Genomic DNA, 25,954 nt, shown 5'->3' with positions numbered 1-25,954 from the left:
TGATAAAGTGGTTTGAAATTAAAGGAGTGTATGTTGTTGTCATCACGTATGGAAAATAAAGTGTTCAATTGCGAAAAAGAGCTGACGCTGAATATTATCGGCGGGAAGTGGAAAATGTTGATCTTATGGCACCTTGGCAGAGAAGGGACAAAACGGTTTGGTGAGTTAAAGTCGTTAATGCCTGGAATTACGCAAAGAATGCTTGTCAATCAGCTAAGAGAATTAGAGGAAGATCACATTGTGCACCGGGAGGTTTATCCTGTCGTTCCGCCAAAGGTTGAGTATTCTCTCACAGAACTCGGAGAAAGCTTAATGCCAATTTTAGAGGCGATGTATGATTGGGGCAAACAATATCTCGACAGCAATTTTTTAAAGGACGATAAATAGAAATACCTACAAATAGATACTGAACGAGAGACAGTATCTCAGATTGTTGACAAAGGGCTAAAATGAATTGATTTTAGCCCTTTGTTTTCCTTTCAGCGTGATAGAAAACCTTTGCAGCCCTAGGAAGGACGAGTACTGGTGCGGAGCGAATTTCACATTCGTGAGCACCAGCACGCAGGACTGACACCGAATATGAGGGTTTGTCTACACGCTGAGATACTGGTCGAAAGACAGTATCTTTTTTGTGCCCATATGCGAAAAAGTATAGTATGTAAAAAAAAAGTGCGTACTAGGATTGCGCCATTCCTGTTGTTATACTCGTTTCATGCAAGAAAGATTCAAGATGCATCATCCGCGGAGCTCTTGAAGATGACATGATGAAACAGGAGTGAATGTAGATGAAATTACAATTAGCGTTAGATTTAGTGAATATACCAGAAGCGATCGAGCTGATCAAAGAAGTAGAAGCGTCTATTGATGTGGTGGAAATTGGGACACCTGTTGTGATCAACGAAGGACTTCGTGCTGTAAAAGAAGTTAAACAGGCGTTTCCGAATTTACGTGTGCTGGCGGATCTCAAAATTATGGATGCTGCCGGTTATGAAGTGCAGCAGGCATCCGAGGCTGGAGCGGATATTGTGACCATTCTTGCGGCGGCAGAAGATATGTCCATTCAAGGAGCGGTGAAGGAAGCAAAAGCAAGAGGGAAACAAATTTTAGTCGATATGATTGGTATCAAAGATATCGCCGGCCGTGCGAAAGAGCTTGATGAGCTTGGGGTAGATTATATTTGTGTGCACACAGGCTATGACCTGCAAGCGGTTGGTCAAAACTCATTTGCTGATCTCATGACCATTAAACAAGTGGTCAAACAGGCGAAAACAGCGATTGCAGGCGGTATTAAGCTTGATACATTGCCTGAAGTCGTCAAATTAAACCCTGATTTGATTATTGTCGGCGGCGGTATTGCGAGCCAAGACAATAAAGCAGAAGTGGCTGCGCAAATGAAGCAGTTGATTGCACAATCATGAAAACAAGTGACTATGTGAGAGCGATTCTAAGCGAGCTTTCTGAGCACTCGCCCGCGATTCAAGACGAACAAGCAGAGCAGCTTGTCAAAAGCATTTTAGCGGCTCGAAAGGTCTTCGTCGCAGGGGCTGGCAGGTCTGGTTTGATGGGGAAATCGTTTGCGATGAGACTCACGCATATTGGTGTCGAAGCTTATGTGATCGGTGAAACGAATACGCCTGCTTTTACATCTGAGGATTTATTGATTGTAGGGAGCGGTTCTGGCCGAACAGAGACGCTGCTTGTGCTCGCGAAAAAGGCAAGGGCGATTGGCGGAAGCGTGGCGTCGTTCACGCTTTCAGCTGAGTCACCTATAGCTGATCTATCGGATGAAGTCATCTTACTGTCAGGTGCGCCAAAGGATCAACATGAAGGAAACCATCATACGATTCAGCCGATGGGCTCATTATTTGAGCAAACTTTGCTTCTTATGTACGATGCGGTCATCTTGAGATTGATGGAAATGAAAGAGCTCGACACCCATAAAATGTACGGTCACCATGCGAATTTAGAATAGCCGTGATGAAAACCTTTCCTTTTTTGAAGGAAAGGTTTTTTTAATACATGGTACTTAAAAAGAAGGATCACTTGACATAAAGGATAAGATGTAACTATAATAGTTACATCTTGAAAGAAAAAACGTAAGCAACGGAAGGAAGATGAAGATGAAAGTGCAAATTTGGTCAGATATCGCCTGTCCTTTTTGTTATATAGGAAAAAAACAGTTGGAAACAGCGCTTGAGCAATTCCCTCATAAAGAACAGGTAGAAGTAGAGTTTAAAAGCTTTGAGCTTGATCCGAATGCACCTGTTGCAGTGGATTATGATGTGCATGATATGCTTGTCAAAAAATATGGCATGAGCCGTAGCCGGGCCATCGCAATGAATGAACAGGTGAAACAGGCGGGCAAGGAGAAAGGAATCGATTTTCAATTCGATCCACTCGTTTTGACAAACACCTTTGATGCCCACCAGCTCGCACAATATGCTGGAAAAATGGGAAAAGGCGATCTTGTCATGGGAGAGCTGTTTCAAGCGTATTTTACAGATGGAAAGCATGTTGGTGATCGTCAAACCCTTTTAGATATCGCAGAAAAAGCAGGTCTTGATCAGAACGAAGTACAAAAGGTTCTAGACGGGCAAGAATTTGCAGACGATGTACGAGAAGATGAAAAAGAAGCAAGACAGCTCGGGATTTCTGCTGTGCCTTTTTTCTTGATCAATGATCAATATTCGGTTGCTGGTGCACAGCCAGCAGATACGTTCCTTCGTGCACTTGAAACGGCTTGGACAGAAGAGGCAGCGCAAACGGAGAAAGCGGCTGATGCTTCATTTGAAGAAGCATGTGCAGATGGCGTATGTGCAGTACCTTCACCTAAAGAAGAAGTATAATCGGCATTTTCCCTATCTTTGATAAAAGATAGGGATTTTTGTTGATTAATAATTAACACACCTTTATACTTAAGTTATCTTAATTGTGAAGGTGATGACAGTGACATCCAAAACAACGATGATCCAAGAATTAAACCAAATTGAAGCGCGCATCCATCAAAAGCTCCGATTGGAGTTTGAAGAGTTATTTGTAGATGAGTTAACTGATAAGCAGCATATTGTCCTGGATTTCATAGAGCGAAAAGGGGGGAGCTCACCTATTCAAATTGCTCAGCAACTAGGCATCACCCAAAGTGCTGTGAGCCAGTTGTTAAACACGCTTGAAAAAAAAGAATGGGTTCGCCGCAGCATCAACCCGCAAAATCGTCGGGAATTGCACGTTGAACTTTCTGAAAAGGCAAAGACGTACTTGGAGAATATGAGAAAGATAGAACTTGCGATCATTGAAAAATACTATTCAAAATTAAGCCTCGAAGAGATCAACACATTGACATCCATTTATACAAAGCTTGATCAATTGATTGTAGATCAAAATGAAGGGGAAGGATGATGATCCATTGATGATGCTCAAACAAGAAGTACAGCGAATTGCCTCTTCTTATACGGAAAAAAAGAAACAGGCACTGCTTGTGATCGGACTGATTCATCAAGGAGAAAGACACGTTTTTCATTTCGGAGATCACCCCATACAGCAGCGCGTGCAGCCTGAGGAGGTCATTTTTGAAATCGGCTCTATTTCAAAAGTCTTTACGACAAGTATATTGGCAAGCATGATTCAAAAAGGGCAGATGAAGCTAGACGATTCCATTTCACTGTATTGTCCCGAAATAAGAAAGAATCACCCCATCCAATTGGAACAGCTGGCAACCCATACGTCTGGACTTCCTTCACATCGTTTTCTCAGAGATTTACAACTAAGGTTCCTTCCAAAAGTGAGAAGAGATATGTACTGTCAATACTCCCTTGATGAATTAATGAAACTGTTACACTCGAAAAAATGGAATGAGCGAAAAGAATACCCATCTCGTTACTCCAATGTAGGGATGGGACTCCTCGGGTTGATCATGGGATGGTCTCTTCACAAAACATATGAAGAGCTGCTGACTGAATATATCGTGGATGAGCTGAAACTATCGAACACCTTGATTACGATCAAGGAGGATGTCAAAGAGAAGATGATCCTCGGTCATCAAGAGAATGGAAAAGAGGTTCCTCCGCTTCAGATGCATGACTATCAAGGGGCTGGTGCGATTCGTTCGACGATCACTGATTTGCTTTCATTTCTCTCTGCACATATGAGTGCAGACGTCGCTTCTCCATGGAAAATGACCCACGAGCCAAAGGTAAAGATAGGGAAAAACATGTCAATGGGACTTGGGTGGGTCATAGATGATACGGGATTGATTTGCCATAATGGTGCAACTTCTGGTTTCTCCAGCTTCATGGGTTTCCGCCCGCATTCAAAAACAGGAGTGGTCGTCTTGTCTAACTATCGCAATCGTATCACGCAAGATTCTCCCGACCGAATTGCCTATGACGTGATGAATATGCTTGAACAAGAGCCTAAAGCCAAATGAGCCTCCTATGAAGAGGGCTCATTTTTTCTTGCGTTCAGCGCTTTAATCGTTTCACCAGGAACGAGTTCAGGCTCATAAAATGTTTGATCAGGGAGATTCTTTTTCCCTTGTACTTTTTTAATCATCCAGTCTGCCGCATCTCGTCCCATTTGCTCTTGAGGGTGTGTCAGCGTTGTCAGTTTCACATGGGCATTTTTTTGGGCAATATACGAGTTATCCTGTCCAATAATGGAAAGATCATCTGGAATAGATAAACCCATTTCACTACATACATTTGCTACTTCTAACCCGACTTCATCGTTATAGCAAACAAGGGCGGTCAGCTCATGCTGGTGCGCTTGTAAAAAGGTTTTGATATGATCCCCCAAATACTGCTTCGATTCTGTATCGAAAAAAAGGACATGCTCTGGCAGGAAATTGAGCTTGGCTTCACCAAGTGCCTGAATATAGCCCTTCATTCGATATTTCCCTTGTAAATCATCTGTTTTTGAAATCAGTCCAATGTGCTGATGTCCAGAGGTGATCAGCTCCTTTGTCGCTAAATAGCTGGACTTTACATCATCCAAACAAAGGAAGGGAACCTCTAACTGCTCATAGTAGGCATTGATCATTATAAGCGGGACATCCTGCTCTTTAAAAGATAGGTAGTACGAAATGTTTGGATTATATAAATTGCTTTTTGTCGGTTCGACAATTAATCCATCCACACCGAAGGACAGCATCATTTCAAGCGCTTTTTTCTCCTGTTCCACATCGTTATTTGTACTCGCCAGTAACAAAGAATAGTTCTCTTCATTTAATCGGCTTTCGATGCCCCGAATGATCGACGGGAAAATGTAATCGGATATGTATGTGGTGATGACGCCAATCGTTTTCATATGAGCATGTCCAGCAGGTTTTGTTTGATATTGATTGGTGACAAATGTGCCCGAGCCTTTTTCGCTTCGTAAAAAACCTTCACTCGATAATTCTAAGATGGCTTTTCGCACCGTATGCCGGCTTACTTGATACATCTCTTGTAAGCTTGATTCGGTTGGAATACGCTCCCCGATTCGGTAATCCCCTGTCAGTATTTTGCTTTTTATATCATCCATAATGACCTGGTACTTCTTTTTCATCGTTTCACTTCTTTCACAGTTGATCCTCTACTTGGATTGAGAAGAACTTGTATGGACATATTTTAACATGGTTGCTTAATCAAAAACAGGCGCTTGCAGTGTCTACCGTCTAATCCTTAGAGAATATGAAAGTTTTTGTCTGATTATGTATGCACAACTATATTTATTATTGACATATGTACGTACAAATATTATATTGTTTTTGTGCACAAGTAAAGATGGATCAAACGAAATAGATATTTGAAACCGCTATCATCATGGGGGTGAACAAAATGAATCGTGAAGAGACGGCCAAAGCCATTAGAGAAGGCAGGACATCTTTGGGTATTGAATTTGGTTCGACACGAATTAAAGCCATTTTAATAGATGAAGAGTTTCAGCCAATTGCGCAAGGTGCATTTGAATGGGAAAGTTCTCTTCAAGAAGGAATATGGACGTACAACTTAATTGAGATCATTACAGGTCTTCAAGTGGCGTACCGTCAGATGAAAGAACAGGCTGCACAATTGTATGGGGTGACGATTCAAACCATTGGCTCCATCGGGATATCTGCGATGATGCATGGCTACGTCGCCTGTCATCATACAGGAGAGCTCCTCGTCCCGTTTCGAACGTGGCGGAATGGAACAACGACCGAGGCGAGTCAAAAGCTAACAGATGTATTCCAATTTCATATTCCGGAAAGATGGAGTATCGCTCACTTATACCAAGCGATACTAGGAGAGGAAAAACATCTGTCCCGGTTAGAGTATGTGACCACTTTGTCCGGCTACATTCACTGGCTGTTAACAGGGAAGCAGGCCATCGGAATTGGCGATGCGTCGGGAATGTTCCCCATTGATGAAAAAACGAAGGATTACAACGAAGTGATGCTTCATCAATTTGAAGCATTGATTGCAGAAAAAGGCTACCCGTGGAAGCTTCGTCATCTTTTGCCGCGCATCTATTTAGCAGGCGAAGAAGCTGGTGTGCTAACAGCAGCTGGAGCATCGATTTTAGACCAAGGCAAACAGTTGCAGCCAGGTATCCCTTTTTGCCCGCCAGAGGGTGATGCAGGAACAGGAATGGTCGCAACAAACAGTGTGGAAAAGAGAACTGGGAATATTTCAGTTGGGACATCTGTATTTGCCATGATTGTGTTAGAACATCATCTAAAAGGTGTGTACCCAGAAGTGGATCTTGTCACGACACCAGATGGCCTGCCAGTCGCGATGGTTCATGCCAACAATTGTACAAGTGACCTCAACGCTTGGATGAATCTATTCAGAGAAGCGTTTGAAGCAATGGGTCAGCCAGTTGAAACAGAAAGATTGTACGAAACTCTATTAAATCAAGCTTTAGAAGCAGATCATGATGGGGGCGGGCTTTTAAGCTATGGCTATTATTCTGGTGAAAATATTACGAGACTAAAAGAAGGAAGACCCCTTTTTGTTAGATCTCCTCAAAGCCGGTTTACCCTTGCTAATTTCATTCGGACGCATCTCTTCTCTGCATTTGGCGCAATGAAAATCGGGATGGATCGGTTAAAAGCACATGAACAAGTCAAGATTGATCGCTTACTAGGACATGGCGGTTTATTTAAAACACCGATAGTTGGGCAAAAAATGGTCGCTGCTGCACTCGGGACACCTGTATCCGTCGTATCAACGGCGGGAGAAGGCGGTGCGTTTGGGATGGCGGTCCTTGCTTCATATATGATCAATCACCAGCAGCAAACACTGAGCCATTTTCTCAAGCATCAAGTATTTGCCCATACATTAGAAGAGCTTATTGATCCTGATCCACTGGATGTTAAAGGTTTTGAGGAATTTATAAAGCGCTATCAAGAAGGACTCCCGATAGAAAAAGCGGCAGTAGAACATTTGACGCCACAGAAAGGAGCGGCACCTGTATGTTAGAGCGGTTAAAAGAAGAAGTGTTTCAAGCAAATCTAGATCTACCAAAGTACGGACTTGTGAAATTTACATGGGGCAATGTCAGTGCGTGCGATCGTGACAGTGGACTGTTTGTCATTAAGCCAAGCGGCATAGCGTATGACAAATTATCAGCAAAAGACATGGTCGTGGTCGATTTTGACGGTCAAGTGGTCGAGGGAGAATTCAATCCTTCTTCCGATACTGCCACACATGCTGTTCTTTACAAACACTTTGAGGAAATTGGCGGCATTTCACATAGCCATTCAATGTGGGCAACGGTATGGGCGCAAGCTGGACTTGATTTACCAGCAATGGGCACAACACATGCAGATACATTTTACGGACCTGTTCCGTGCGCTCGATTTCTCACAGAAGAAGAGGTGAATCGCGGGTATGAGGTGGAAACAGGACACCTGATCATTGAAACGTTTGAGAAAAGACAGATAGATGTCATGGCGGTTCCTGGTATTTTGCTACAAGGTCATGGTCCCTTTACGTGGGGAAAAGATGCAAAAAGTGCGGTAACGAACAGTGTCATTTTAGATGAAGTAGCGAAAATGAACCTGTTTGCAAAGCAATTGAACGAATATGCGGAGCCTCTTCCGCAGGTGATTTTAGATAAACATTATTTAAGAAAACATGGAACACATGCGTATTACGGACAAAAACCTTCAAGATAAAGAAAAGAGGGATTTCTATGTTAACAAGTCAGAAGAAAGAATGTTGGTTTGTCGTCGGGTCACAGCACTTATATGGGGACGAGGCACTGAAGCAAGTGAAGGCAGATGCGCAAAAGATAACAGATGCCTTAAATGAGAGCGGTTTGCTGCCTTATCCAATTATTCTGCAGGAACTGGCGGTTAGTGCGGATCAAATCACAGAGCTGATGAAAGAGGTCAACTATCGTGATGAGGTCATCGGTGTGATGACTTGGATGCATACGTTTTCTCCAGCGAAAATGTGGATACGTGGTACGTCTCTTTTGCAAAAGCCTCTTTTGCATCTCGTCACGCAATACTATGAAAACATTCCGTGGGACACGATTGATATGGACTATATGAATCTCCATCAATCGGCACATGGAGACAGAGAGTACGGCTATATCAATGCACGTTTAAATAAGCAAAATCAAATCGTTGCAGGTCATTGGTCGAAGCGGGAGGTGAAGCAGCAAATCGCTGATTGGATGGACGTTGCGGCTGCCTATCATGAGAGCTTCCACATTAAAGTGGCTCGGTTTGGTGACAATATGCGCCACGTTGCGGTGACAGAAGGAGATAAAATTGAAGCGCAGATCCAGCTGGGATGGATCGTTGATTACTTTGGAATTGGCGATCTTGTGAACTATGTAAATGCTGTGGAAGAAGCAGAAGTTGATGCTCTGTTTGCTGAGTACTTAACGTTATATGACGTGGATTATGGGAGCTATTCGGCGGAAGAATGGGAACAAAGTGTGAAAGTGCAGGCACGATATGAAATTGCCATCAAACGTTTTTTAGATGAAGGCGGCTACAATGCCTTTACGACAAACTTTGAAGATTTACATGGCATGAAGCAGCTTCCGGGTTTAGCCGTTCAGCGCCTCATGGCAAAGGGGTATGGCTTTGCAGGTGAAGGGGATTGGAAAACCGCCGCACTGGATCGTTTATTAAAGGTGATGAGCCATCATCAATCGACTGGTTTTATGGAAGATTACACATATGAAATGACTGCTGGTCAGGAAGCAGTGTTGCAATCTCATATGCTAGAAGTAGATCCTGCGCTTGCACATACAAAACCTGTCATTGTCGTGTCTCCGCTAGGCATTGGAAACCGGGAAGACCCAGCACGTCTTGTGTTTGATGGAAAAGCAGGCGAGGGCGTTGTTGTCTCCATTGCTGATTTTGGAACACATTTCAAATGGCTGATTCAAGAAGTGGAAGCCTTTGAGCCGCAGGAAGCAGCACCACATTTACCGGTGGCACGAGTCCTCTGGAAAATCAAACCGAACTTTCAAGATGGCGTCAAAGCATGGATTAAGCACGGCGGAGGTCATCATACAGTCGTATCTCTCAATTTAACGGTTGATCAAATTGTTCATTTTGCAAAGCTTGTGAATGCAGAATATGTGGTTTTATAAAGAAGGGTGAAATGCATTCTACTGTGAACGGTAGAATGGCAGGGAGAAATGAAAGCGGTTTATTAAGTGAGGGGGGCATCCACTTGGAGAAAAAAGTATCAAGTAAATTTATCTTCTTTTTCGGGTCCTTTGCAGGTATCTTATTTGGATATGATATTGGTATTATCGCAGGGGCAGAAGGGCACATTCAGGAAGAATTTCAGCTCAGCCCGTTATGGCTTGGCATCGTCGTTTCTTCATTAATGGGCGGGGCGATCATTGGTTCCATTTTAAGCGGTCTGATGGGGGATAAGTTTGGCCGCAGAAAGCTCATTTTGGTGTCATCGATTATCTTTTTTGTCGGTGCGCTTGGCTCAGCCATTGCACCAGAAGAAATCTCATTAACCATTGCCCGGATTTTCTTAGGAACAGCTGTAGGGACAGCCTCATCGCTCGTGCCTGCTTACATGTCTGAAATCGCTCCAGCTAAAATTCGCGGGAAATTGTCCGGCCTGAATCAGCTGATGATTGTGAGTGGATTATTGCTTAGCTATATCGTCGCATTTGTGTTTGAACCAATTCCAGACAGCTGGCGCTGGATGCTGGGAAGTGCTGCTTTATTTGCGATCGTGCTTTATATTGGCATGCTGAAACTTCCTGAATCTCCAAGATATTTAATTAAACACGGAATGGCTCATAAGGCACGTGAAGTATTAGGATCACTTCGTTCATCACGTGAAGAGATTGAAGCAGAAATGCAAGAAATTTTAGAAGTGGCAAAAGAAGAACGCTCAGGCATTCGTGAATTATTTCAAAAGAAATTCCGAATGGCTCTCTTTATTGGGGTGGGAATGGCGACACTCCAGCAAATACAGGGGGCGAACTCCATTGTGTATTATGCAACGAGTATCGCAAGAAATGTAGGTCTTGCTCCGCAAGTTGCCGCAGGTTTTACCGTCATTGTTGGTGTCATATTTGTTGTGACGACCGTGATCTTTTTACAATTCGTCGACCGGTTTGACCGCCGAACGATTCTCACAGTTGGGGGAACGGGGATGGCCCTGTCTTTCTTTGCACCAGCGGCATTAGGTGCGCTCGGAGTGAGTGAAGGCATATTAAACTGGGTCACATTGATTTCACTTTGCTGCTTTATTTTGTGCTATGCCTTCTCATGGGCACCGATCACATGGATTATCATTGGTGAAATTTTCCCGCTTTCTGTCAGGGGTATTGGAGCGGGCATTTCCTCTGCCTTTAACTGGACGGGATCATTAGCAGTTGGCCTTGTGTTCCCTATCTTGGCTGACCAATTCAGCTTTGGCGTCATTTTCTCCTCATTTGGTGTCATCTGCTTAATTGGCCTGTTGTTCACGCGCTTTGTATTAGTTGAAACAAAAGGAAGAAGCTTAGAACAAATCGAAACCGATATGGCTGCACGTGTCTAAAGGAAACCATCTATCCTGTGTGGATAGATGGTTTCAGCGTGTAGACAAACCCTCGCATTCGGTGTCAGTCCTGCGTGCCAGTGCTCACGAATGTCAAATTCGCTCCGCGCCGGTACTCGTCCTTCCTAGAATTCAAAGGTTTTCTATCACGCTGAAAAGAAGACAAAGGGCTAAAATCAAGTTCATTTTAGCCCTTTGTCAACAATCTGAACCATCTATCCTGTGCGGATAGATGGCTTTTTTAATCAAGTATTTGTTTCAGTTCATCTGGCAGTAAATCCATTAATTGATCAGATGAGGATACGTCCAGTACTTCAAGAAGCGCATAATATTTCGCATAAATTTCACTCAGCTGATCAGGATGATTTGCTTCATATCGATTCAAATGCAATTGCGTCAGTTCAAGTGCAATGTCCAGTTTGTTTCGTTCGATGGTTTGTGTTGTGTTGATCAAATCGTTCACCTCTAATTTTAAAGTTATTGAAAAATGTTATGGTGCAGTTCCGCAGCTGACCTTATATTCATGGTCTTCTATCTTTTTTGAATAACAGACGGAAGGTGTCATTCCTGTCTCGCTTTTCCAAGCCTGCCAATACACATCATACAGCTGACCATATTGAGGGTCTACATCGTCCTTTTTTTGCAAAATAGCAAAATAGCTTTGGTAAGGGTAGCCTTCTTGATAAATGGCATGCCGTATCGCTCCTCTTTCAGTCGCATTTGTAAAAACCATAGGCGACAGCAAGGGAAGGGTGATAACTACGACGAGCAGGATGAAAAATGAAAAAAGTTTATGTCTTGTCTTCATCAATGAATGTCCTTTCCTTCACAAGAGATCATTTGTATAATATGTTAAAATTGTCCTATTGCAAAGAAAGAGACTACTAGATCACAAGCGGATTTTTTCAAAAATAGACAAGCATCTAATCACTAATCGTGCCTCTGACATACGATAGAGTGTAAGTGAAAGACAACTTGAAGGGGTGTTGAGAATGAGCCGGAATCGATTAGACAATTTTTTCTTTGGGCCTCGCAGAGGGAATCATGGAGAAGTTGAAACGGTTGTATCCCCTACACGTCAAATTGTCAACACGACAACAAATGAACAAACGATCAGAAAGATTCATCCAACTCATATCACAAACGTCAATAAAAACATTAAAAGAATTGAAAACTACTACCCTGTGACGCAATCTACTCGAAATGAGTATATTGTGGAAGAATATGACTGTGGTAGTGATATCAAGAACCCTTGCTGCCGCCCGGTCAAACGCTGTAAGTGGTAGTTTATTGGTAAAAAGAAGTGAGGCATCCTGTGATGGGATGCCTTTTTATTTTTGTATAAAAATTTTGATCAAAAGCGCCTTTCAAGATAAAATTGGAAGTATCAATTCATTCTGATGGAGGCGATTTTCTGAATATTCGATTGTTAACACCAGAAGATGCTCAAGAATATGCGAACTTGAGATTAGAAGCACTCCGATTAAATCCAGAGAGTTTTGCTATGAGTTACGAGGAAGAGAAGCTAGATACGAAGAATAAATATAAGGCTCGTTTTGCCTCTACACAATCTATGTGGACATTCGGTGCCTTTCATCAAGGTCAGCTGGTCGGCTCGGTTACACTCATACAAGAAACCTTGCAGAAATTAAAGCACCGTGCCAATGTGGCAGCAATGTATGTAACGGCTAATGGACGCGGAAAAGGAATAGGGAAGGCACTCCTGACAAAAGTACTTTCTTTTGCACGCGAAAAAAAAGACATCGAACAAATATATTTAACAGTGGTCACAACAAATGACCCAGCCAAACATCTTTACAAGTCTGTTGGATTTAAGTCGTATGCGGTAGAGGAAAAAGCACTAAAAATAAATGGTGCTTATGTAGATGAGGAAAAAATGGTGCTATGTTTATCATCGTTTGGAGGGGATATAAATGAGCCAGCCAGTCATGCGCATCACATTGGCAGCCGGACCAAATAGTGAGCTGGAATCCTTTGCGCTTCGTGCAGCACTTGAAAACTTTGGAGCAAAAGTCGATATGCATTGGATAGGCAGACCGAATGACCTGATTGATGTATTATCCGGGAGGAATAGAGGCGAGACGGATTTCATTCTTTTATCCTTTCACGGAGAAGAAGGAGCGTTTCTCATGCCGGAGTTAGGAGAAGATGTATACGAAGAGGGTGAGCCGAGAGGTGCTGCTTTTGATGCAGATGACATAAAGCGGTATGCTTCGTTAAATGGAGTCCACATTATATGTACAGGCTGTACACTAGGCGAAAAAAAGGTGGCAGAAGCTTTTTTAGAAACAGGGGCGATATCCTATACAGCGCCCGATGACTACATTGATGGAAATGCGTCATTTATTTTTGTTCTCACCATGCTGTATGAGCTGGTGAACAACTCAAAGACAGTCAGAGCAGCTTTTGACCAGGCACGCTCTATTGATGAAGAAACTAAGTTATTCCAACTGTATATGCAAAAATAAGGGCTGAGCGATCAAGCCCTTTTTATATGTCTCTCGTAAAATATGTCGAAAATGTGACAAATGTGTTTTTTGCAAACTAAAAAGGGGCTGCGAAAAGTCTATCCTACAAACACACGTCATCCAGACAGGACGGCATCACGAGAGGAGAATCATTGTGCCAACGAAAGGGAAGATCAGCCTCGTCCTATGTGGACTTGCGATCGTCATCGGTATCGCTGCGTTTTATCATAACCAGCAAGCAAGCGGGACAGAGAGAAAAAAAGTAGAACAAGATGCGAGCTACAAACAAGTTGAAATTGTCACACTTGTGAATGACGGGAAATTCATGAGATATGCTGTCAACTATCCGCTGTTTCATCAAGAAAAACTAGATCAGGAGATCAAAAGATTTGCAGAGACAGCGTTAGAAAAGTTTAAAACATCATTTAGTCAAGCGAGTGATGTCAATGAAGAAAAACGATACGAATTAAACATTGATTATGAGATCATTCATTATGCCAAGCAAACAGTCGCAATCAAATTCAATACATATGAAGTGAAGGGCGGAAAGCAAGGCGTCAATCAAACGAAGGTGATGAACTTTGATTTCAAGAAACAGACATTTTTATCAATCAACGATATCTTTCTATCAAAGAAGGACAATCTTCAAAAATTATCTCATATGACTTTTGAGGAATTAAAAAAAGATCGAACGCTAGCTGAAAATCAGCCGCTGCTCAAACAGGGAACGTCTCCTGCGGCGAAGAACTATCAGTATTTTGCCATCAAGGATCGCTATATCGAATTCTACTTTCCAAGAGGACAAATCGCTCCAAATCATCAAGGGCCTCAAGTGTTAGCGATTAAGAAAACACTGCTGAAAGGAATATTAAAACCTGAATATATGAAGAAAGAAATGAACAAAAACGAGAAAAAAGAACCGATTCCAACAAGAAAGATTGTGAAACTGCCGAAAACATCCACATTTCATCCGAATCAAAAAGCCATTGCACTCACATTTGATGATGGGCCCAATCCATCAACGACCTCAAAAATTTTAACAGCATTAAAAGAGAACAAAGGACATGCCACATTTTTTGTATTAGGCAGCAGGGTTCAGTATTATCCCGATATGTTAAGTGAAATCAGAAAGGGTGGAAATGAAATTGGAAACCATTCCTATAACCACCCTTTGCTCACAAGACTCCCTTTAAAACAAGCCATCAAACAAGTAGAAGACACGCAGCAAATCATTGAAAAAGCGAGCGGGTTCACACCGACTCATTTTAGACCGCCATATGGCGGGACAAACGGGCAAATCAACGAAGCTCTTCACATGAAAGTTACTCTTTGGGATGTGGATCCTGAAGACTGGAAATATCGAAACAGCCAATACGTCGCGAACTACATTCTAACTCATGCATCTAGCGGTGAAACGGTCTTAATGCACGACATCTATGACACCTCAGCCAACGCAGCCGTCACGATTATCAAAGAACTCACTAAACAGGGATATCAATTATTGACGGTGTCTGAGCTTGAGCAGTGGAAGGAAGCGCGTGAGAAGAGAAGTGAGTCGAATAGGTAATACCCCTTTTGGTGTGAATCTTAGCGGATTCGCATCTTTTTTTAGGCAGGTCATGAAAATAAAGGGAAAATCTGTTATGGTGAATATGAAGGGGGACTTCAAGTGGTATTGATAAGATTTATAAGTCTCGTTATGCTGACAGTGGTTGGTTTGGCTTTTGTCATAAACAATGTACCTAGTTTGATGCTGCCCATCTATATACTTTCAATGATCGGGCTTATGTTCTGTCTCGGTCACATTGCGCTCCATTATCTACAGCGGATCAGATATTTGTTATACGATGAGAAACAATTGAAAGAGAATCAAATAAACAAACCTCCCGCTAAATGAAGGAGGTTTTTTACTTGTCTGTTTTTCAATGATTTTCTCGTTTGACTCCTTGAATTGTCTCAAAAGAGAGACGATGTTCCTCGTAAATCTGATTTGGACAATCAGCAAGAGCATAATGATCCACGAGCTAAGCCCTCCAATCTTTCGTAACAAGGATACAGTATAATGAGAAAAGATTGATATGAACAGCTCGTTTTATATTTTCGACAATGGGTGAGGAGGATTCAGTTGAAGAGAGTAGACGTGGTGTCAGCTTTGATTTATGACATGGATGAACATATTCTTATGGTGAAAAATGTAAAAGGATATTGGGAACTTCCCGGTGGTGCAGTGGAAAAAGGAGAACATCTGCAGCAAGCTGTGATCCGTGAGGTGAGAGAAGAAACAGGATATGTGATCAAAGTAAATGAACTTCATTCTGTTAGAGAAATACTTTTTCAAGATAACATGCATCACGCACTTATTTTTACGTTTTTTGCGGAAATCATTGGGGGAGAGATGAACATTTTAGATCCTGATCATGATATTGAAGAAGTAAAATGGGTAAGCACCCAAGATGCTGAAAAATTAAATCCACAGTTATTCAGCATGCTAAAATTAAATAAACAGACGCGTGCATTTTACACATTTGAAGGAAAGAGAACAAGGGATCAATAAATGAATAAGGAGAGAATGGAATGTTTTTGTATTATGGACCAACCGGTGCTCCAGTGGAAAATCCAGGAGAAGAATGGATGAAAGAAATCTTCTTCCATAAGGGTGAAGACTATTGGAAACAAGGGAATGGAGAATCTTCTATTGAAGTGGATGAAGATTGGGAAACGGAAAGTCTTGTTTTCTTTTATCATGAACCTTATGGCTTTTTTCTCATGAGATATCCAGATTTTTTGGTTCCTTTTAAAAAAGTAGAGAAGATAGAAACGATCAAGCATGTCGTTGCAGGCGCACCATTGTATGTACCTTCATGCAGCTACGTCGATCGACATCAAGCTTATGAAATCGTTCAACATTTTCTAAAAACAAAATCGGTACCTGATAGTGTTGAATGGGTGGAGTTGAGGACGATTGATTTTCAGCAAGATCTATAAATTCTTACGAGGAACGAGAAGGAGAATAAAATGTGTCGTATAGATGATACCATGCATGTACATGTTGGCTATTACGAACATGGTCTTGATGTTGAAGGGGTGTTTTTTAAGAGTTTAGAAACAGGAAAGTGGCAATTATTCTTTGACCATACATGGTATGGGATCACGCTTTTAAAGCATTATGAAAAATATGAAGATTTAGGGCTGTTGATTGGCGAGTATTCTATTGAAGATGACAAAATTGAAGGTGAAGGAAATCAGCTGTTTGAGCGTTTTTTAAAAGAAAACGGGGTAGTGAGATAAATACAGAATGTGAAACATCACTCAATGAAAATGACGAGTGATGTTTTTTTATGTTGGATACTGATTTTATAAAATTTTGCTCTATGTAATATAAAGAGCATCTAATACAAATTCACATTGATTGTTTAAAAATTCAAAAAATAGATAGACAAATGCTTGCAAGAATTGTATAGTGTTCTCATAAATTACTTGTCATACAAGTGAACAAGTAACTAAGGATATAAGATTGGATTTCAAATAATAAAATGAGGTGATCCAGTGAAAGATGTAAGTTTGGCGAATTTAAAAGCAAAAGCGATTGAACTTAGACAAACGGCGATTACGATGATTTATGAAGCGCAATCGGGGCATCCTGGCGGCTCTTTATCAGCTGCTGATATCATCACGGCCCTTTATTTCAAAGAGATGAATATCGATCCCCAAAATCCTAACTGGGAAGATCGTGATCGTTTTGTTTTATCGAAAGGCCATGTTGCACCTATTCAATATGCTGCCTTAGCGCTAAAAGGTTATGTCCCTTTTGAAAACGTATACAAATTGAGACAGTACGGTTCACCGTTCCAAGGTCATCCTGATATGAAGAAATGCCCTGGAATTGATATTTCAACAGGTTCATTAGGCCAAGGACTTTCTTGTGGGGTTGGTATGGCGCTTGCGGGTAAACGGGATGAAAAAGATTATCGGGTATTTGCGATGGTAGGCGATGGCGAATGTCAAGAAGGACAAATTTGGGAAGCGGTTCAAACCGCAGTCAAATATCGTCTTGATAATTTAATTGTTTTTGTTGACAATAACCGTCTGCAAATTGATGGTTTCTGCGAGGAAATCATGCCGCTGCAAGACATAGAAATGAAGTTTGAAGTATTCGGGTTTGAAACAAAGCGAATTGACGGACATTCGATGGAAGAGATAGTCGAAACATTGAATCAAGTGAAAAACATGAAAAATGGAAAGCCGAAATGTATTGTAGCAGACACGATTAAAGGCAAAGGCGTTTCCTACATGGAAAATATCTGCTCATGGCACGGTGTTGCGCCAAATGAGAAAGAGTATGAACAAGCATTAGAAGAATTAGCAGGAGGTTTGAGATCATGAGCCAAACTGAAAAAGCGGTCATTAAGAAAAAAGCGACACGTGAAGCCTTCGGTGATGAAATTGTTAAGTTAGGAAAAGAGAATCAACATATTTACGTGATTGATATTGATATCGGCAAATCATGCAAAACAGGAGAATTCATTAAGCAGCTTCCCAATCAGCATGTGAACGTTGGAATTGCCGAACAAAATGGTGCCGGGCTGGCAGCTGGTCTTGCGACAACTGGAAAAATTCCATTTGTAAGCACTTACGCAGTTTTTGGCTCGCTGCGCATGGCAGAGCAAATCCGCCAAGAAATATGCTATCCGAATTTGAATGTAAAGATTGCCTGCTCGCACGGAGGATTGACACCGGGAAATGACGGTGGAAGTCATCAAGCGATAGAAGATATGGGCGTTTTAAGAACATTTCCCAACATGACGGTCATCATGGGCTCTGATTACTATTCGACGAGAAAATTGATCAAAGAGGCAGCGAATACGTATGGCCCCATGTATTTGCGCTTTACCCGAGATGCTGTGCCGATGATTTATGATGAACATGAGGAGTTTGTGATTGGAAAAGCCAAAAAATTAAGGTCTGGCAAAGATATTGCGATCATTGCAAATGGTGATACAGTATATCTTGCTTTGGAAGCGGTTAAAAAATTAGAAGAACAAGGGATTGAAGCATCACTTTTAGATATGCATACGATCAAACCTCTAGATCGAGAGGCGGTTGTGGAGTGTCTTGATATTGGACGTATGATCACTGTAGAGGATCATAACATTTTGAACGGATTAGGCAGTGCTGTATGTGAAGTAGCAGCAGAAGAAGGTCGAGGAAAAGTCAAACGGATCGGAGTGCAAGACCGTTTTGGAGAATCTGCACCTTACGAAAAACTTTTAGAAATAAATGGAATAACAATCGAAAACATCATAAATACAGCAAAAGACATGCTGAACAATCACATTTGAAAGTAGGTTATTTACAATGTTTACATTAAACAATCAAGTAGCTATTGTAACAGGGAGCGGTTCTGAAAAAGGAATTGGCCGAACAATCGCTCTAACACTTGCTAAACAGGGTGCTGCTGTCGTGGTAGCAGATATCAATGAAGAAGGGATTCGCTTCACAGTAGAAGCCATTCAAAAAGCCGGAGGAAAAGCGTTAGGCGTAGTAGTAAATGTAACAAATAAGGAATCAATTGATCAAATGGTGGCTGTAACGCTTGAGGCGTTTGGCCGCATTGACATATTGGTGAATAATGCAGGTATTTCTCAAAAAGTAACCGTTCAGAACATGACACTTGAAGATATGACAAGAGTATTTAATGTAAATATGTTTGGTTTGTTCTTGTGTACACAAGCCGTGCTAGAACCAATGATCAAGCAGCAATATGGGCGTATTATCAACCTGTCTTCTGTATCGGCTAAAAGGGGAGGAGGCGTATTTGGAGGAGCACATTACTCAGCTTCCAAAGCAGCAGTATTAGGTTTTTCTAAAAACCTTGCCCGTGAAGTAGGGAAAGATGGTATCACAGTGAATTGTGTGGCACCAGGCCTTGTGAATACGGATATTTGGAAGTCACTTCCTATCGATGAAGCCGAAAAAGTAATTGATAATATACCACTTGGCCGACCAGGTGAAACGAAAGAAATCGCAGCCGCCATTACATTTTTGGCTACTAAAGAAGCATCCTACATTACAGGAGAAGAAATCGATATCAATGGTGGTTCACATATGGACTAGTAGAAAGAAATGGAGCAGGCACATGAACATGCCTGACTCTATTTTAAATAAAAAGGAAGTAGAGTCACAGTCAAAATGATTGATGAAATGATATTTTGTAAGCGCTTAATAAAAATATGTCATGCCATTTAGACATCTTCACGCAGTTGGACAAAGCAACTTGAAGGGGGAATCATGTTGAATCAACAAGCATTAGAAAAGTCGACGACTCGTAAAGTTACACTTCGCCTTATCCCATTTTTATCCTTATGTTTTGTTATCGCTATTTTAGATCGTGTGAATATTGGATTTGCTGCTCTTCAAATGAATGAAGATTTGGGATTTTCAAATGCTGTATTTGGACTTGGGGCTGGAATATTCTTTTTAGGGTATTTTTTATTAGAAGTTCCGGGAAGTGCCATTATGGCAAAGATCGGTGCGAGTAAATGGATCAGCCGAATTATGGTGACATGGGCAATTATTGCGATTTTAATGGCTTTTGTCCAAGAACCATGGCAGTTTTATACAGCACGTTTCTTATTGGGTGCAGCAGAAGCTAGTTTTTATCCATGTATGGTGTTTTATTTGAGCGGTTTTTATCAAACCAAACATCATGCCAAAGCCATTGCTGGATTTATGCTGGCGATTCCGGGAGCGAATGCCCTAGGTGCACCACTTTCTACATTTCTATTAGGTGTTGATTGGCTGGATATGTCTGGATGGCAGTGGCTGTTTATTTTAGAAGCGATTCCAGCACTCATTCTTGGAGTAATTGCATTCTTTTATTTGGATGACAAACTTGAAGATGTAAAATGGCTGAATCAAGATGAAAAAGAGTGGCTGATTCATGTCACAACAAAAGAAAAGCTTGAAAAAGAACAGGTCAAGCGATATACATTTACTCAAGCTTTAAAAGATCGAGATGTACTCATTTTATCGGCAGGCTATTTCTGCTGGATGGTTGGGTTTTACGGCATCAATATGTTTTTGCCGACAATCTCTAAAGGATTATCTGACACCATTTCCTTAAGTACGCAGGGAATGGGCTGGCTGTTAGGTTTCATGTATACCGTCGCTATCATTGTAATGGTGCTGGTCGGGAATCATTCTGACAAGAAAAACGAGAGGCGATGGCATGTATCTGCCTGCTTAACTGTCAGTGCGATGGCCATGATCATTAGCAGTTATATAGCAAATTCCAGTGTGATCTTATCCTTTGTGTTCTTAACCATTGCCTTGTGCGGAGCCTTTGGTGCTTATTCTCCATTTTGGGCCATTCCCCCTTCTTTTCTAACAGGAGCAGCCGCCGGTGGAGCGATCGCACTAATCAACAGTATTGGCAATCTTGGCGGTTTCTTTGGGCCATATATAGTCGGATACATTAAGGATGTCACAGGTTCTTTTCACATCAGTATGATTTTTTTAGGTATTAGTATGATACTGGCTTCTTTTATTATTGTGTTTTTAGTTAAACAGTCAGGAAAAGCACTAGTTGTAAAAGCAAGTACAGAAAAATCCAGTATAGAAAAGTCTATTTAAACGAGGGTCATAAAAAAAACTATGATGGAAGTAGTAAGGGGAAATATTGTGGTGATTTAGCTGTCAGGAGAAGTTCTGAAAGAAAACGAGACAATACATGAGGATAAAACGATTGGAGCTGAAATTTTCATGGAAAAAGAGACAAATGTACCACAAAATACGATCGTTTGCCGGGAATGTGGAGAAATCATTGACATCGCTTACGGCTCTGAAGGGGTTAAAGTCTTATACGGAATATGCGAAGGGTGCCGAGCATCGGAAAATAAATGAATTTAAAAAGACAAAGACGCATAACAGCAAGGCTTCTACTTGTTGTATGCGTCTTATTTGGAAGTGGAAGATCCTAGCTTTTCCAATATCGATCATATAGGTTTTGCATGTGGGCAGTCATACGTTTCACAGCTTCTGCTGCGTTCCGTTCTTCGAGTGCTTCTATAATCAGTTTATGCTCCTGAAAGTTGACCTCACGATAGTCAGAACGGGTAACGGTTCGATCACGTATAAACCTCCACATTTCCTGCTGCTTCATAGCATTCGTAATGGAAGACATAAAGGTAATGAATAAATCATTATGTGACGCTTTTGCAATTCCCATATGTAGCTGCTCGTCAGTTGCCGGGACGTATACACCTGAATGTGTTTCTTCTTCCATTTTTTTAATGGTTTGTTTCAGTTCTAAAATATCTTCGTCAGTCGCTCTCAAAGCAGCAAAATGAATAATTAAAGGCTCGATATGCATTCTAGCTTCCACGATATCCTCAGGTGATGCCGATGTCATAGAGATGGACCCTTCATTGTGTATGGTCGTACTCTTAACGAAAACACCTTCTCCTTGACGTGAATAAATAATACCATTCATTTCTAGTGCACTGAGGGCTTGTCTAACAGGTGCGCGGCTGACACCAAATTGTTCGCATAATTCCCTTTCTGAAGGAAGTTTATCTCCTATTTGAAAAGAGCCTAACTGTATTTCAGAAAGGATCTGATTATAAATTTGTATGTATAATTTTTTATTGGAAACAGGATTGAATGTAATAGAAATCACCCCTCTTTATTTGTCATACAAGTATATTAATTATATACTTTTCAGATTTGAAGGGCAAAAAAATATACTGAAACCATTTTTAAAATTAAAAGATAATTCATAAATGGTAAGAGCCTAAACAAATAAAAACAGACCTTATAAGGCCTGTTCTGTTGCAAAATGTTTTCTATTAAAATTCCCTGCTCATTTCGCCTTCTCTTTCTTTAACTTCAAACCGGACCGGTCATGTAGAGCTGAATGGTATCAGTCACATCTTCATTTTCAGATGTTAAGAAGGCAATTAATGAAATTTCGTTGCCTTCTTTATCCTGACCGATGGGGTCATGCAGAGAGACGTCTTTTTTTGTTTTTTTAAGTGCGCGTAAATGCATGAGGATTTCATTATTAAAGTCAAAAGGGGGGTGCAGAATTTAAAAATCGAATTTCACTTTTGCCCCATCATGCAATAATTCAGGTTCGTCATTTAGAAATACATCTCCTAAGTGAAGTGTGATTGAGCTCAAATCTGAAACATCATCTACAAGTAAAGGAACTACAACCATACCTTCATTTTCGACTTTACCATAAAAAGAACCAACACCTTTATCCGTATACAAATTAGACTCATTGACTTCAATTTGTTTTTTTGTATTAGTGGTAATAACTTTAACACCAGAAAACAAAACATCTTTATCGGAAGTGTTTTCAGTCGTGTAAGTGATTTGTATTCTATGATATTTATCTTTTTCATATTGATTATCAGAAAGAAGCTCTTTATCGTCTTCACCTAAATTACTGTATTCAAAAACTTTAATATCTTGTATTTTCATCTTAATAGGACTTAAATCTATTTCTTTTTGTTTGTTGTTTATCTTTTTTAAAGTCAGTGTTGACCCATTTTTATCTTTCTTCCACTCCCCAATCTTTGATAAGCGTCCTGACGTTGGTTTATTCTCTTTTTGTGCTGATTCTTTTGAAGCCTCTTTGCTCGTTTCTTCTTTTTTTGCTGGATCAGTTGAACTGTTAGTGTTACCGCAAGCAGTTAGAACTGCCATAAAGCATAAGAATAAAATTAGTTTAGCTTTTTTCATTAGTCTGCACCCTTCTATATACACATTTTAGTAATACAGGAAACATTATAATATAAAAAATATTAAATTGATGATTTTCGACAAAATAAGACAAAATAATTCATGACTTATAGCATGGGTTTAAAGTCACGAAACATTCGGTGGTGAATTCGTATGTAACATTAAAAAGTGCTGATATTTCATTTGTGAAATTATTATAAGTCTGAATAGCTATTATTTTTCTAAACATAAAAGTTGAAATACAAAACTTATATGCAAACCGTTTGTCCTTCATTTTCCACAATTCTCTAAACAGTGGGGTGTAATCAGTTGATTTCCTTCATGTCTAAGTGCATGACCCAAAATTCATCACCAAAATCTTGCCATTGTTCTTGAGGGCTAAGGCGGCAGCTATTATCAAAAGAAATGCAGCGAGACAGTAGCTTAGTGCCGAAATAAAAAACAGACCTAATAAGGTCTGTTTTTGTTAGAAGTTAGGGGAAGTTCATTTTCACTTCCCCTTCTCCCGTTTCCGCTTCTCCTTCTCTGCCCGGTAAAACTCATGAAACATCTTCATCAGCGCTCGCTTCTCAATCCGGGACACATAGCTCCGCGATATTCCGAGCTCCTTGGCTATTTCCCGCTGCGTTTTCTCTTTCTTTAAGTCCAAACCGAACCGGCCGACGATGACTTCTTTTTCCCGGCCGTCGAGAATGTCGATATATTCTTTTACTTTTTCAAGCTCCATGTTGAGCTGAATGGTATCAATCACGTCCTCATTTTCTGATTTTAAGACGTCAATTAATGAAATTTCGTTGCCTTCTTTATCCTGACCGATGGGGTCATGCAGAGAGACGTCTTTTTTTGTTTTTTTGAGTGCGCGTAAATGCATGAGGATTTCGTTCTCAATACACCGCGCCGCATATGTTGCCAGCTTTGTTCCTTTTCCAGAGGAATAGCTTTCGATGGCTTTAATGAGTCCGATCGTCCCGATGGAGATGAGGTCTTCAGCGTCTTCCCCGGTATTTTCAAATTTCTTGACAATATGGGCGACGAGCCGAAGGTTATGTTCAATCAGCATGTTTCTTGCGTGTTCATCGCCCTCTGCCATAAGGGCTAAGTATTTTTTCTCATCATCTCCCGAAAGGGGTTGTGGAAAGGCATTGTTTTTGACATAGGACACTAAAAACACCAATTCTTTGACCATCAATCCCATCGCTGTAAATACTCCTGTCACGATTTTCACCTCCACCATGTTTAGGCCGCTGCCTATATCCTCAAATGTATGTGAAGGAAGGATTGTCTGTGTCTGTACGATGAAAAAATCATCTTATTTGAAAGAAACGTGCTTCTGTGCGTATGTTTGTGCTGCCCCTCTCATATGTTTGCGGTTTCTTTGCGGTGCTTGGCGGTCTAGAAGCGTGCTAAAATATGTAATATTAGACCGAAAAGGAAGGGGTTTTTTCGGAACATGGGGAAGGTTCTTTCTTCACATGTCGGTATGAAAATTAATGAATGGTATCGAATGATACGGCAGTTCAGTGTTCCAGATGCGGAAATCTTGAAAGCGGAAGTAGAAGCGGAAATTGAACGTATGGAAGAGGACCAGCATTTACTGATTTATTATCAGCTCATGTGTTTTCGGCACCAAATTATGCTCGACTATATACACCCTTCAAAATATCAACCTTTCTCAGTATCTAACCTTGTCGATAAAATCGAAAATTCCAATCATGAGTTATCTGATATGCTGCATTATTACCATGCATTTTTTCGTGGCATGCATGAGTTTAGTCAAAAAGAATATTTGGAGGCCGTCAAATATTATCGCATGGCAGAAAAACAGCTGTCTATGGTATTTGATGATATTGAGCAGGCCGAGTTTCATTTTAAAGTAGCAGAAGCCTACTATATAATGAAACAAACGCATGTCTCCATGCACCATATTTTAAAAGCGCTTGAAATATACGATCAGCATGATGCATATTCCATTCGCATTATTCAGTGCCTCTTTGTCATCTCGGGAAATTATCAAGATTTAAAACGTAAAGATCGAGCACTGCCTCACTTGAAAAAGGCGAAACAACTCGCATCCGAAATTGACCACCCGCGCATTTATAGCTCAGCACTCTATAATTTAGGGAAATGTTACGGGGAGTTAGGTTATCGAGAAGAAGCAGAACGATATTTAACCGAATCGGCTGACCTCGCCAAAAAAGAGCTGCTTCCCACGCTGCCTCATACACTTTATACACTGGCCAAGCTGCTTTTTAGACAAAATGAGAAGACCGAAGCAAGGCGCATATTAGAGGATGGGAAATTGGCCGCAAAGAAGCATGAAGACCAGCTGTTCTGTCATATGTTTGAGTATCTGGATGCTTTATATGTTCAGGAAATCAATGAAGAACAACTGCAAAAAACCATTGATTATTTGGAAAAACTTAGCCTATACTCTTATATAGAGGATATCTCACTAGAAATTGCGACAGCCTTAGAAACCTCTCAACAATACCAGAAGTCCAACCAGTATTATCAAAAATTGTTATGGGCTCAAAATCAAATCCAAGAAGGAGAGTGTCTGTATGAATTCTAAGCAACGTTCGACAGTTGAAGAGAGAAACCAAACGTGAGACAAAAAGCGGGCCTGATGGGCCGGCTTTTTTTATGTGAAAAAGAAGCGTAGACGATCACGAAACTTGAATGAATTCATCAGAAAGCGGGCAATTTAATGTGTAATGA

General features: G+C 40.9%; 29 protein-coding genes and 1 pseudogene. 23 read left to right on the top strand and 7 right to left on the bottom strand.

Features of this window, described 5'->3' with window-relative positions; genetic code table 11:
• Nucleotides 1–30: 30 nt before the first annotated feature.
• The 6 genes from NSQ52_RS12155 (at nucleotide 31) to NSQ52_RS12130 (ending at nucleotide 4,423) form a co-directional block, all read left to right on the top strand.
• A complete protein-coding gene (locus NSQ52_RS12155) occupies nucleotides 31–387 on the top strand; it encodes a winged helix-turn-helix transcriptional regulator (protein ID WP_029708013.1) in 357 nt (118 codons plus the stop codon).
• 398 nt (nucleotides 388–785) lie between these two features.
• A complete protein-coding gene (gene hxlA / locus NSQ52_RS12150) occupies nucleotides 786–1,418 on the top strand; it encodes a 3-hexulose-6-phosphate synthase (RefSeq protein WP_024718772.1) in 633 nt (210 codons plus the stop codon).
• Entirely contained in the window at nucleotides 1,415–1,972 is a 558-nt protein-coding gene (hxlB, locus tag NSQ52_RS12145) for a 6-phospho-3-hexuloisomerase (protein ID WP_041506847.1), read from the top strand. Before hxlA ends, hxlB begins: the two co-directional genes overlap by 4 nt.
• A 148-nt stretch (nucleotides 1,973–2,120) precedes the next feature.
• On the top strand, nucleotides 2,121–2,846 hold the full coding sequence (locus tag NSQ52_RS12140; RefSeq protein WP_019743620.1) for a DsbA family oxidoreductase: 726 nt from the start codon (nucleotides 2,121–2,123) through the stop codon (nucleotides 2,844–2,846).
• Nucleotides 2,847–2,940: 94 nt separating this feature from the next.
• Entirely contained in the window at nucleotides 2,941–3,396 is a 456-nt protein-coding gene (locus tag NSQ52_RS12135; protein ID WP_243173041.1) for a MarR family transcriptional regulator, read from the top strand.
• Nucleotides 3,397–3,406: 10 nt separating this feature from the next.
• A complete protein-coding gene (locus NSQ52_RS12130) occupies nucleotides 3,407–4,423 on the top strand; it encodes a serine hydrolase (RefSeq protein ID WP_342474115.1) in 1,017 nt (338 codons plus the stop codon).
• A gap of 5 nt (nucleotides 4,424–4,428) precedes the next feature.
• On the opposite strand, the gene NSQ52_RS12125 is transcribed toward NSQ52_RS12130, so the two are convergent.
• Nucleotides 4,429–5,541: a GntR family transcriptional regulator gene (locus NSQ52_RS12125; protein ID WP_138278755.1), complete on the bottom strand. Its 1,113-nt coding sequence runs from the start codon at nucleotides 5,539–5,541 to the stop codon at nucleotides 4,429–4,431.
• Between the two features lie 272 nt (nucleotides 5,542–5,813).
• Here NSQ52_RS12125 and NSQ52_RS12120 point away from each other — a divergent pair, with 272 nt between their 5' ends.
• The 4 genes from NSQ52_RS12120 to NSQ52_RS12105 all read left to right on the top strand — a co-directional run bounded on the left by NSQ52_RS12120 (nucleotide 5,814) and on the right by NSQ52_RS12105 (nucleotide 11,000).
• Nucleotides 5,814–7,439 (top strand): FGGY-family carbohydrate kinase, encoded by a 1,626-nt coding sequence (locus NSQ52_RS12120; protein ID WP_342473365.1) that lies wholly within the window; start codon nucleotides 5,814–5,816, stop codon nucleotides 7,437–7,439.
• Entirely contained in the window at nucleotides 7,433–8,137 is a 705-nt protein-coding gene (locus NSQ52_RS12115; RefSeq protein WP_007501382.1) for an L-ribulose-5-phosphate 4-epimerase, read from the top strand. Before NSQ52_RS12120 ends, NSQ52_RS12115 begins: the two co-directional genes overlap by 7 nt.
• A gap of 17 nt (nucleotides 8,138–8,154) precedes the next feature.
• A complete protein-coding gene (araA, locus tag NSQ52_RS12110) occupies nucleotides 8,155–9,576 on the top strand; it encodes an L-arabinose isomerase (RefSeq protein ID WP_342473364.1) in 1,422 nt (473 codons plus the stop codon).
• 83 nt (nucleotides 9,577–9,659) lie between these two features.
• The gene (locus NSQ52_RS12105; RefSeq protein ID WP_007501378.1) at nucleotides 9,660–11,000 is read left to right on the top strand and encodes a sugar porter family MFS transporter; all 1,341 of its coding nucleotides are present in this window, start codon (nucleotides 9,660–9,662) and stop codon (nucleotides 10,998–11,000) included.
• A 241-nt stretch (nucleotides 11,001–11,241) separates the two neighbouring features.
• Here the strand turns inward: NSQ52_RS12105 and NSQ52_RS12100 are convergent, their stop codons facing one another.
• Nucleotides 11,242–11,463: a hypothetical protein gene (locus tag NSQ52_RS12100; RefSeq protein ID WP_224558471.1), complete on the bottom strand. Its 222-nt coding sequence runs from the start codon at nucleotides 11,461–11,463 to the stop codon at nucleotides 11,242–11,244.
• Between the two features lie 27 nt (nucleotides 11,464–11,490).
• Nucleotides 11,491–11,808 carry a hypothetical protein gene (locus tag NSQ52_RS12095; protein ID WP_024718781.1) on the bottom strand — a complete coding sequence of 106 codons (318 nt, stop codon included), beginning with the start codon at nucleotides 11,806–11,808 and terminating at the stop codon, nucleotides 11,491–11,493.
• A gap of 184 nt (nucleotides 11,809–11,992) precedes the next feature.
• Here NSQ52_RS12095 and NSQ52_RS12090 point away from each other — a divergent pair, with 184 nt between their 5' ends.
• From NSQ52_RS12090 to NSQ52_RS12035, 12 genes are all read left to right on the top strand, one after another.
• Nucleotides 11,993–12,286: a CotD family spore coat protein gene (locus tag NSQ52_RS12090; RefSeq protein WP_008342559.1), complete on the top strand. Its 294-nt coding sequence runs from the start codon at nucleotides 11,993–11,995 to the stop codon at nucleotides 12,284–12,286.
• 140 nt (nucleotides 12,287–12,426) lie between these two features.
• Entirely contained in the window at nucleotides 12,427–12,981 is a 555-nt protein-coding gene (locus NSQ52_RS12085; protein WP_342474114.1) for a GNAT family N-acetyltransferase, read from the top strand.
• Complete coding sequence (locus NSQ52_RS12080) at nucleotides 12,935–13,489, top strand: delta-aminolevulinic acid dehydratase (RefSeq protein WP_342473363.1); 555 nt, start codon at nucleotides 12,935–12,937, stop codon at nucleotides 13,487–13,489. The genes NSQ52_RS12085 and NSQ52_RS12080 overlap by 47 nt, the downstream gene beginning before the upstream one ends.
• Before the next feature lie 154 nt (nucleotides 13,490–13,643).
• Complete coding sequence (locus NSQ52_RS12075; protein WP_342473362.1) at nucleotides 13,644–15,056, top strand: polysaccharide deacetylase family protein; 1,413 nt, start codon at nucleotides 13,644–13,646, stop codon at nucleotides 15,054–15,056.
• Between the two features lie 558 nt (nucleotides 15,057–15,614).
• On the top strand, nucleotides 15,615–16,043 hold the full coding sequence (locus tag NSQ52_RS12070) for an NUDIX hydrolase (RefSeq protein ID WP_178930351.1): 429 nt from the start codon (nucleotides 15,615–15,617) through the stop codon (nucleotides 16,041–16,043).
• Nucleotides 16,044–16,063: 20 nt separating this feature from the next.
• Complete coding sequence (locus NSQ52_RS12065) at nucleotides 16,064–16,474, top strand: Imm1 family immunity protein (RefSeq protein ID WP_144668553.1); 411 nt, start codon at nucleotides 16,064–16,066, stop codon at nucleotides 16,472–16,474.
• Nucleotides 16,475–16,504: 30 nt separating this feature from the next.
• Complete coding sequence (locus tag NSQ52_RS12060; RefSeq protein ID WP_058336614.1) at nucleotides 16,505–16,777, top strand: DUF3986 family protein; 273 nt, start codon at nucleotides 16,505–16,507, stop codon at nucleotides 16,775–16,777.
• A gap of 258 nt (nucleotides 16,778–17,035) precedes the next feature.
• On the top strand, nucleotides 17,036–17,872 hold the full coding sequence (locus NSQ52_RS12055) for a transketolase (RefSeq protein ID WP_017358041.1): 837 nt from the start codon (nucleotides 17,036–17,038) through the stop codon (nucleotides 17,870–17,872).
• Nucleotides 17,869–18,828 (top strand): transketolase C-terminal domain-containing protein, encoded by a 960-nt coding sequence (locus NSQ52_RS12050; RefSeq protein WP_017358040.1) that lies wholly within the window; start codon nucleotides 17,869–17,871, stop codon nucleotides 18,826–18,828. Before NSQ52_RS12055 ends, NSQ52_RS12050 begins: the two co-directional genes overlap by 4 nt.
• Before the next feature lie 16 nt (nucleotides 18,829–18,844).
• Entirely contained in the window at nucleotides 18,845–19,603 is a 759-nt protein-coding gene (gene fabG / locus NSQ52_RS12045; RefSeq protein ID WP_008342528.1) for a 3-oxoacyl-ACP reductase FabG, read from the top strand.
• Nucleotides 19,604–19,780: 177 nt separating this feature from the next.
• Nucleotides 19,781–21,121, top strand: coding sequence for an MFS transporter (locus NSQ52_RS12040; protein WP_024718794.1), 1,341 nt, complete (start codon nucleotides 19,781–19,783; stop codon nucleotides 21,119–21,121).
• A 129-nt stretch (nucleotides 21,122–21,250) separates the two neighbouring features.
• A complete protein-coding gene (locus NSQ52_RS12035) occupies nucleotides 21,251–21,391 on the top strand; it encodes a GapA-binding peptide SR1P (protein ID WP_017358037.1) in 141 nt (46 codons plus the stop codon).
• A 73-nt stretch (nucleotides 21,392–21,464) separates the two neighbouring features.
• Here NSQ52_RS12035 and NSQ52_RS12030 read toward each other — a convergent pair whose 3' ends face one another.
• From NSQ52_RS12030 to sigK, 4 genes and pseudogenes are all read right to left on the bottom strand, one after another.
• On the bottom strand, nucleotides 21,465–22,166 hold the full coding sequence (locus NSQ52_RS12030) for a FadR/GntR family transcriptional regulator (protein WP_178930350.1): 702 nt from the start codon (nucleotides 22,164–22,166) through the stop codon (nucleotides 21,465–21,467).
• Nucleotides 22,167–22,396: 230 nt separating this feature from the next.
• Nucleotides 22,397–22,549 (bottom strand): annotated as a pseudogene (locus NSQ52_RS12025) (RNA polymerase subunit sigma-70); the annotation flags it as partial.
• 27 nt (nucleotides 22,550–22,576) lie between these two features.
• Nucleotides 22,577–23,236 carry a hypothetical protein gene (locus tag NSQ52_RS12020; protein ID WP_008342520.1) on the bottom strand — a complete coding sequence of 220 codons (660 nt, stop codon included), beginning with the start codon at nucleotides 23,234–23,236 and terminating at the stop codon, nucleotides 22,577–22,579.
• Between the two features lie 490 nt (nucleotides 23,237–23,726).
• Complete coding sequence (gene sigK / locus NSQ52_RS12015) at nucleotides 23,727–24,455, bottom strand: RNA polymerase sporulation sigma factor SigK (protein ID WP_159145846.1); 729 nt, start codon at nucleotides 24,453–24,455, stop codon at nucleotides 23,727–23,729.
• A 231-nt stretch (nucleotides 24,456–24,686) separates the two neighbouring features.
• Here sigK and NSQ52_RS12010 point away from each other — a divergent pair, with 231 nt between their 5' ends.
• Nucleotides 24,687–25,808: a tetratricopeptide repeat protein gene (locus NSQ52_RS12010; protein WP_178930349.1), complete on the top strand. Its 1,122-nt coding sequence runs from the start codon at nucleotides 24,687–24,689 to the stop codon at nucleotides 25,806–25,808.
• Nucleotides 25,809–25,954: the final 146 nt, after the last annotated feature.

The organism is Bacillus sp. FSL W8-1141, from assembly GCF_038593205.1.
Classification (GTDB): domain Bacteria; phylum Bacillota; class Bacilli; order Bacillales; family Bacillaceae; genus Bacillus; species Bacillus altitudinis.
This window is presented reverse-complemented; position numbering and strand designations above follow the sequence as displayed.

Excerpts from the sequence above, each read along its gene's own strand:
- NSQ52_RS12155 (WP_029708013.1), top strand. The coding sequence starts at position 31 with ATGTTGTTGTCATCACGTATGGAAAATAAAGTGTTCAATTGCGAAAAA.
- hxlA (WP_024718772.1), top strand. The coding sequence starts at position 786 with ATGAAATTACAATTAGCGTTAGATTTAGTGAATATACCAGAAGCGATC.
- hxlB (WP_041506847.1), top strand. The coding sequence starts at position 1,415 with ATGAAAACAAGTGACTATGTGAGAGCGATTCTAAGCGAGCTTTCTGAG.
- NSQ52_RS12140 (WP_019743620.1), top strand. The coding sequence starts at position 2,121 with ATGAAAGTGCAAATTTGGTCAGATATCGCCTGTCCTTTTTGTTATATA.
- NSQ52_RS12135 (WP_243173041.1), top strand. The coding sequence starts at position 2,941 with ATGACAGTGACATCCAAAACAACGATGATCCAAGAATTAAACCAAATT.
- NSQ52_RS12130 (WP_342474115.1), top strand. The coding sequence starts at position 3,407 with ATGATGCTCAAACAAGAAGTACAGCGAATTGCCTCTTCTTATACGGAA.
- NSQ52_RS12125 (WP_138278755.1), bottom strand. The coding sequence starts at position 5,541 with ATGAAAAAGAAGTACCAGGTCATTATGGATGATATAAAAAGCAAAATA.
- NSQ52_RS12120 (WP_342473365.1), top strand. The coding sequence starts at position 5,814 with ATGAATCGTGAAGAGACGGCCAAAGCCATTAGAGAAGGCAGGACATCT.
- NSQ52_RS12115 (WP_007501382.1), top strand. The coding sequence starts at position 7,433 with ATGTTAGAGCGGTTAAAAGAAGAAGTGTTTCAAGCAAATCTAGATCTA.
- araA (WP_342473364.1), top strand. The coding sequence starts at position 8,155 with ATGTTAACAAGTCAGAAGAAAGAATGTTGGTTTGTCGTCGGGTCACAG.
- NSQ52_RS12095 (WP_024718781.1), bottom strand. The coding sequence starts at position 11,808 with ATGAAGACAAGACATAAACTTTTTTCATTTTTCATCCTGCTCGTCGTA.
- NSQ52_RS12090 (WP_008342559.1), top strand. The coding sequence starts at position 11,993 with ATGAGCCGGAATCGATTAGACAATTTTTTCTTTGGGCCTCGCAGAGGG.
- NSQ52_RS12080 (WP_342473363.1), top strand. The coding sequence starts at position 12,935 with ATGAGCCAGCCAGTCATGCGCATCACATTGGCAGCCGGACCAAATAGT.
- NSQ52_RS12065 (WP_144668553.1), top strand. The coding sequence starts at position 16,064 with ATGTTTTTGTATTATGGACCAACCGGTGCTCCAGTGGAAAATCCAGGA.
- NSQ52_RS12060 (WP_058336614.1), top strand. The coding sequence starts at position 16,505 with ATGTGTCGTATAGATGATACCATGCATGTACATGTTGGCTATTACGAA.
- NSQ52_RS12050 (WP_017358040.1), top strand. The coding sequence starts at position 17,869 with ATGAGCCAAACTGAAAAAGCGGTCATTAAGAAAAAAGCGACACGTGAA.
- fabG (WP_008342528.1), top strand. The coding sequence starts at position 18,845 with ATGTTTACATTAAACAATCAAGTAGCTATTGTAACAGGGAGCGGTTCT.
- NSQ52_RS12035 (WP_017358037.1), top strand. The coding sequence starts at position 21,251 with ATGGAAAAAGAGACAAATGTACCACAAAATACGATCGTTTGCCGGGAA.
- NSQ52_RS12020 (WP_008342520.1), bottom strand. The coding sequence starts at position 23,236 with ATGAAAAAAGCTAAACTAATTTTATTCTTATGCTTTATGGCAGTTCTA.
- NSQ52_RS12010 (WP_178930349.1), top strand. The coding sequence starts at position 24,687 with ATGGGGAAGGTTCTTTCTTCACATGTCGGTATGAAAATTAATGAATGG.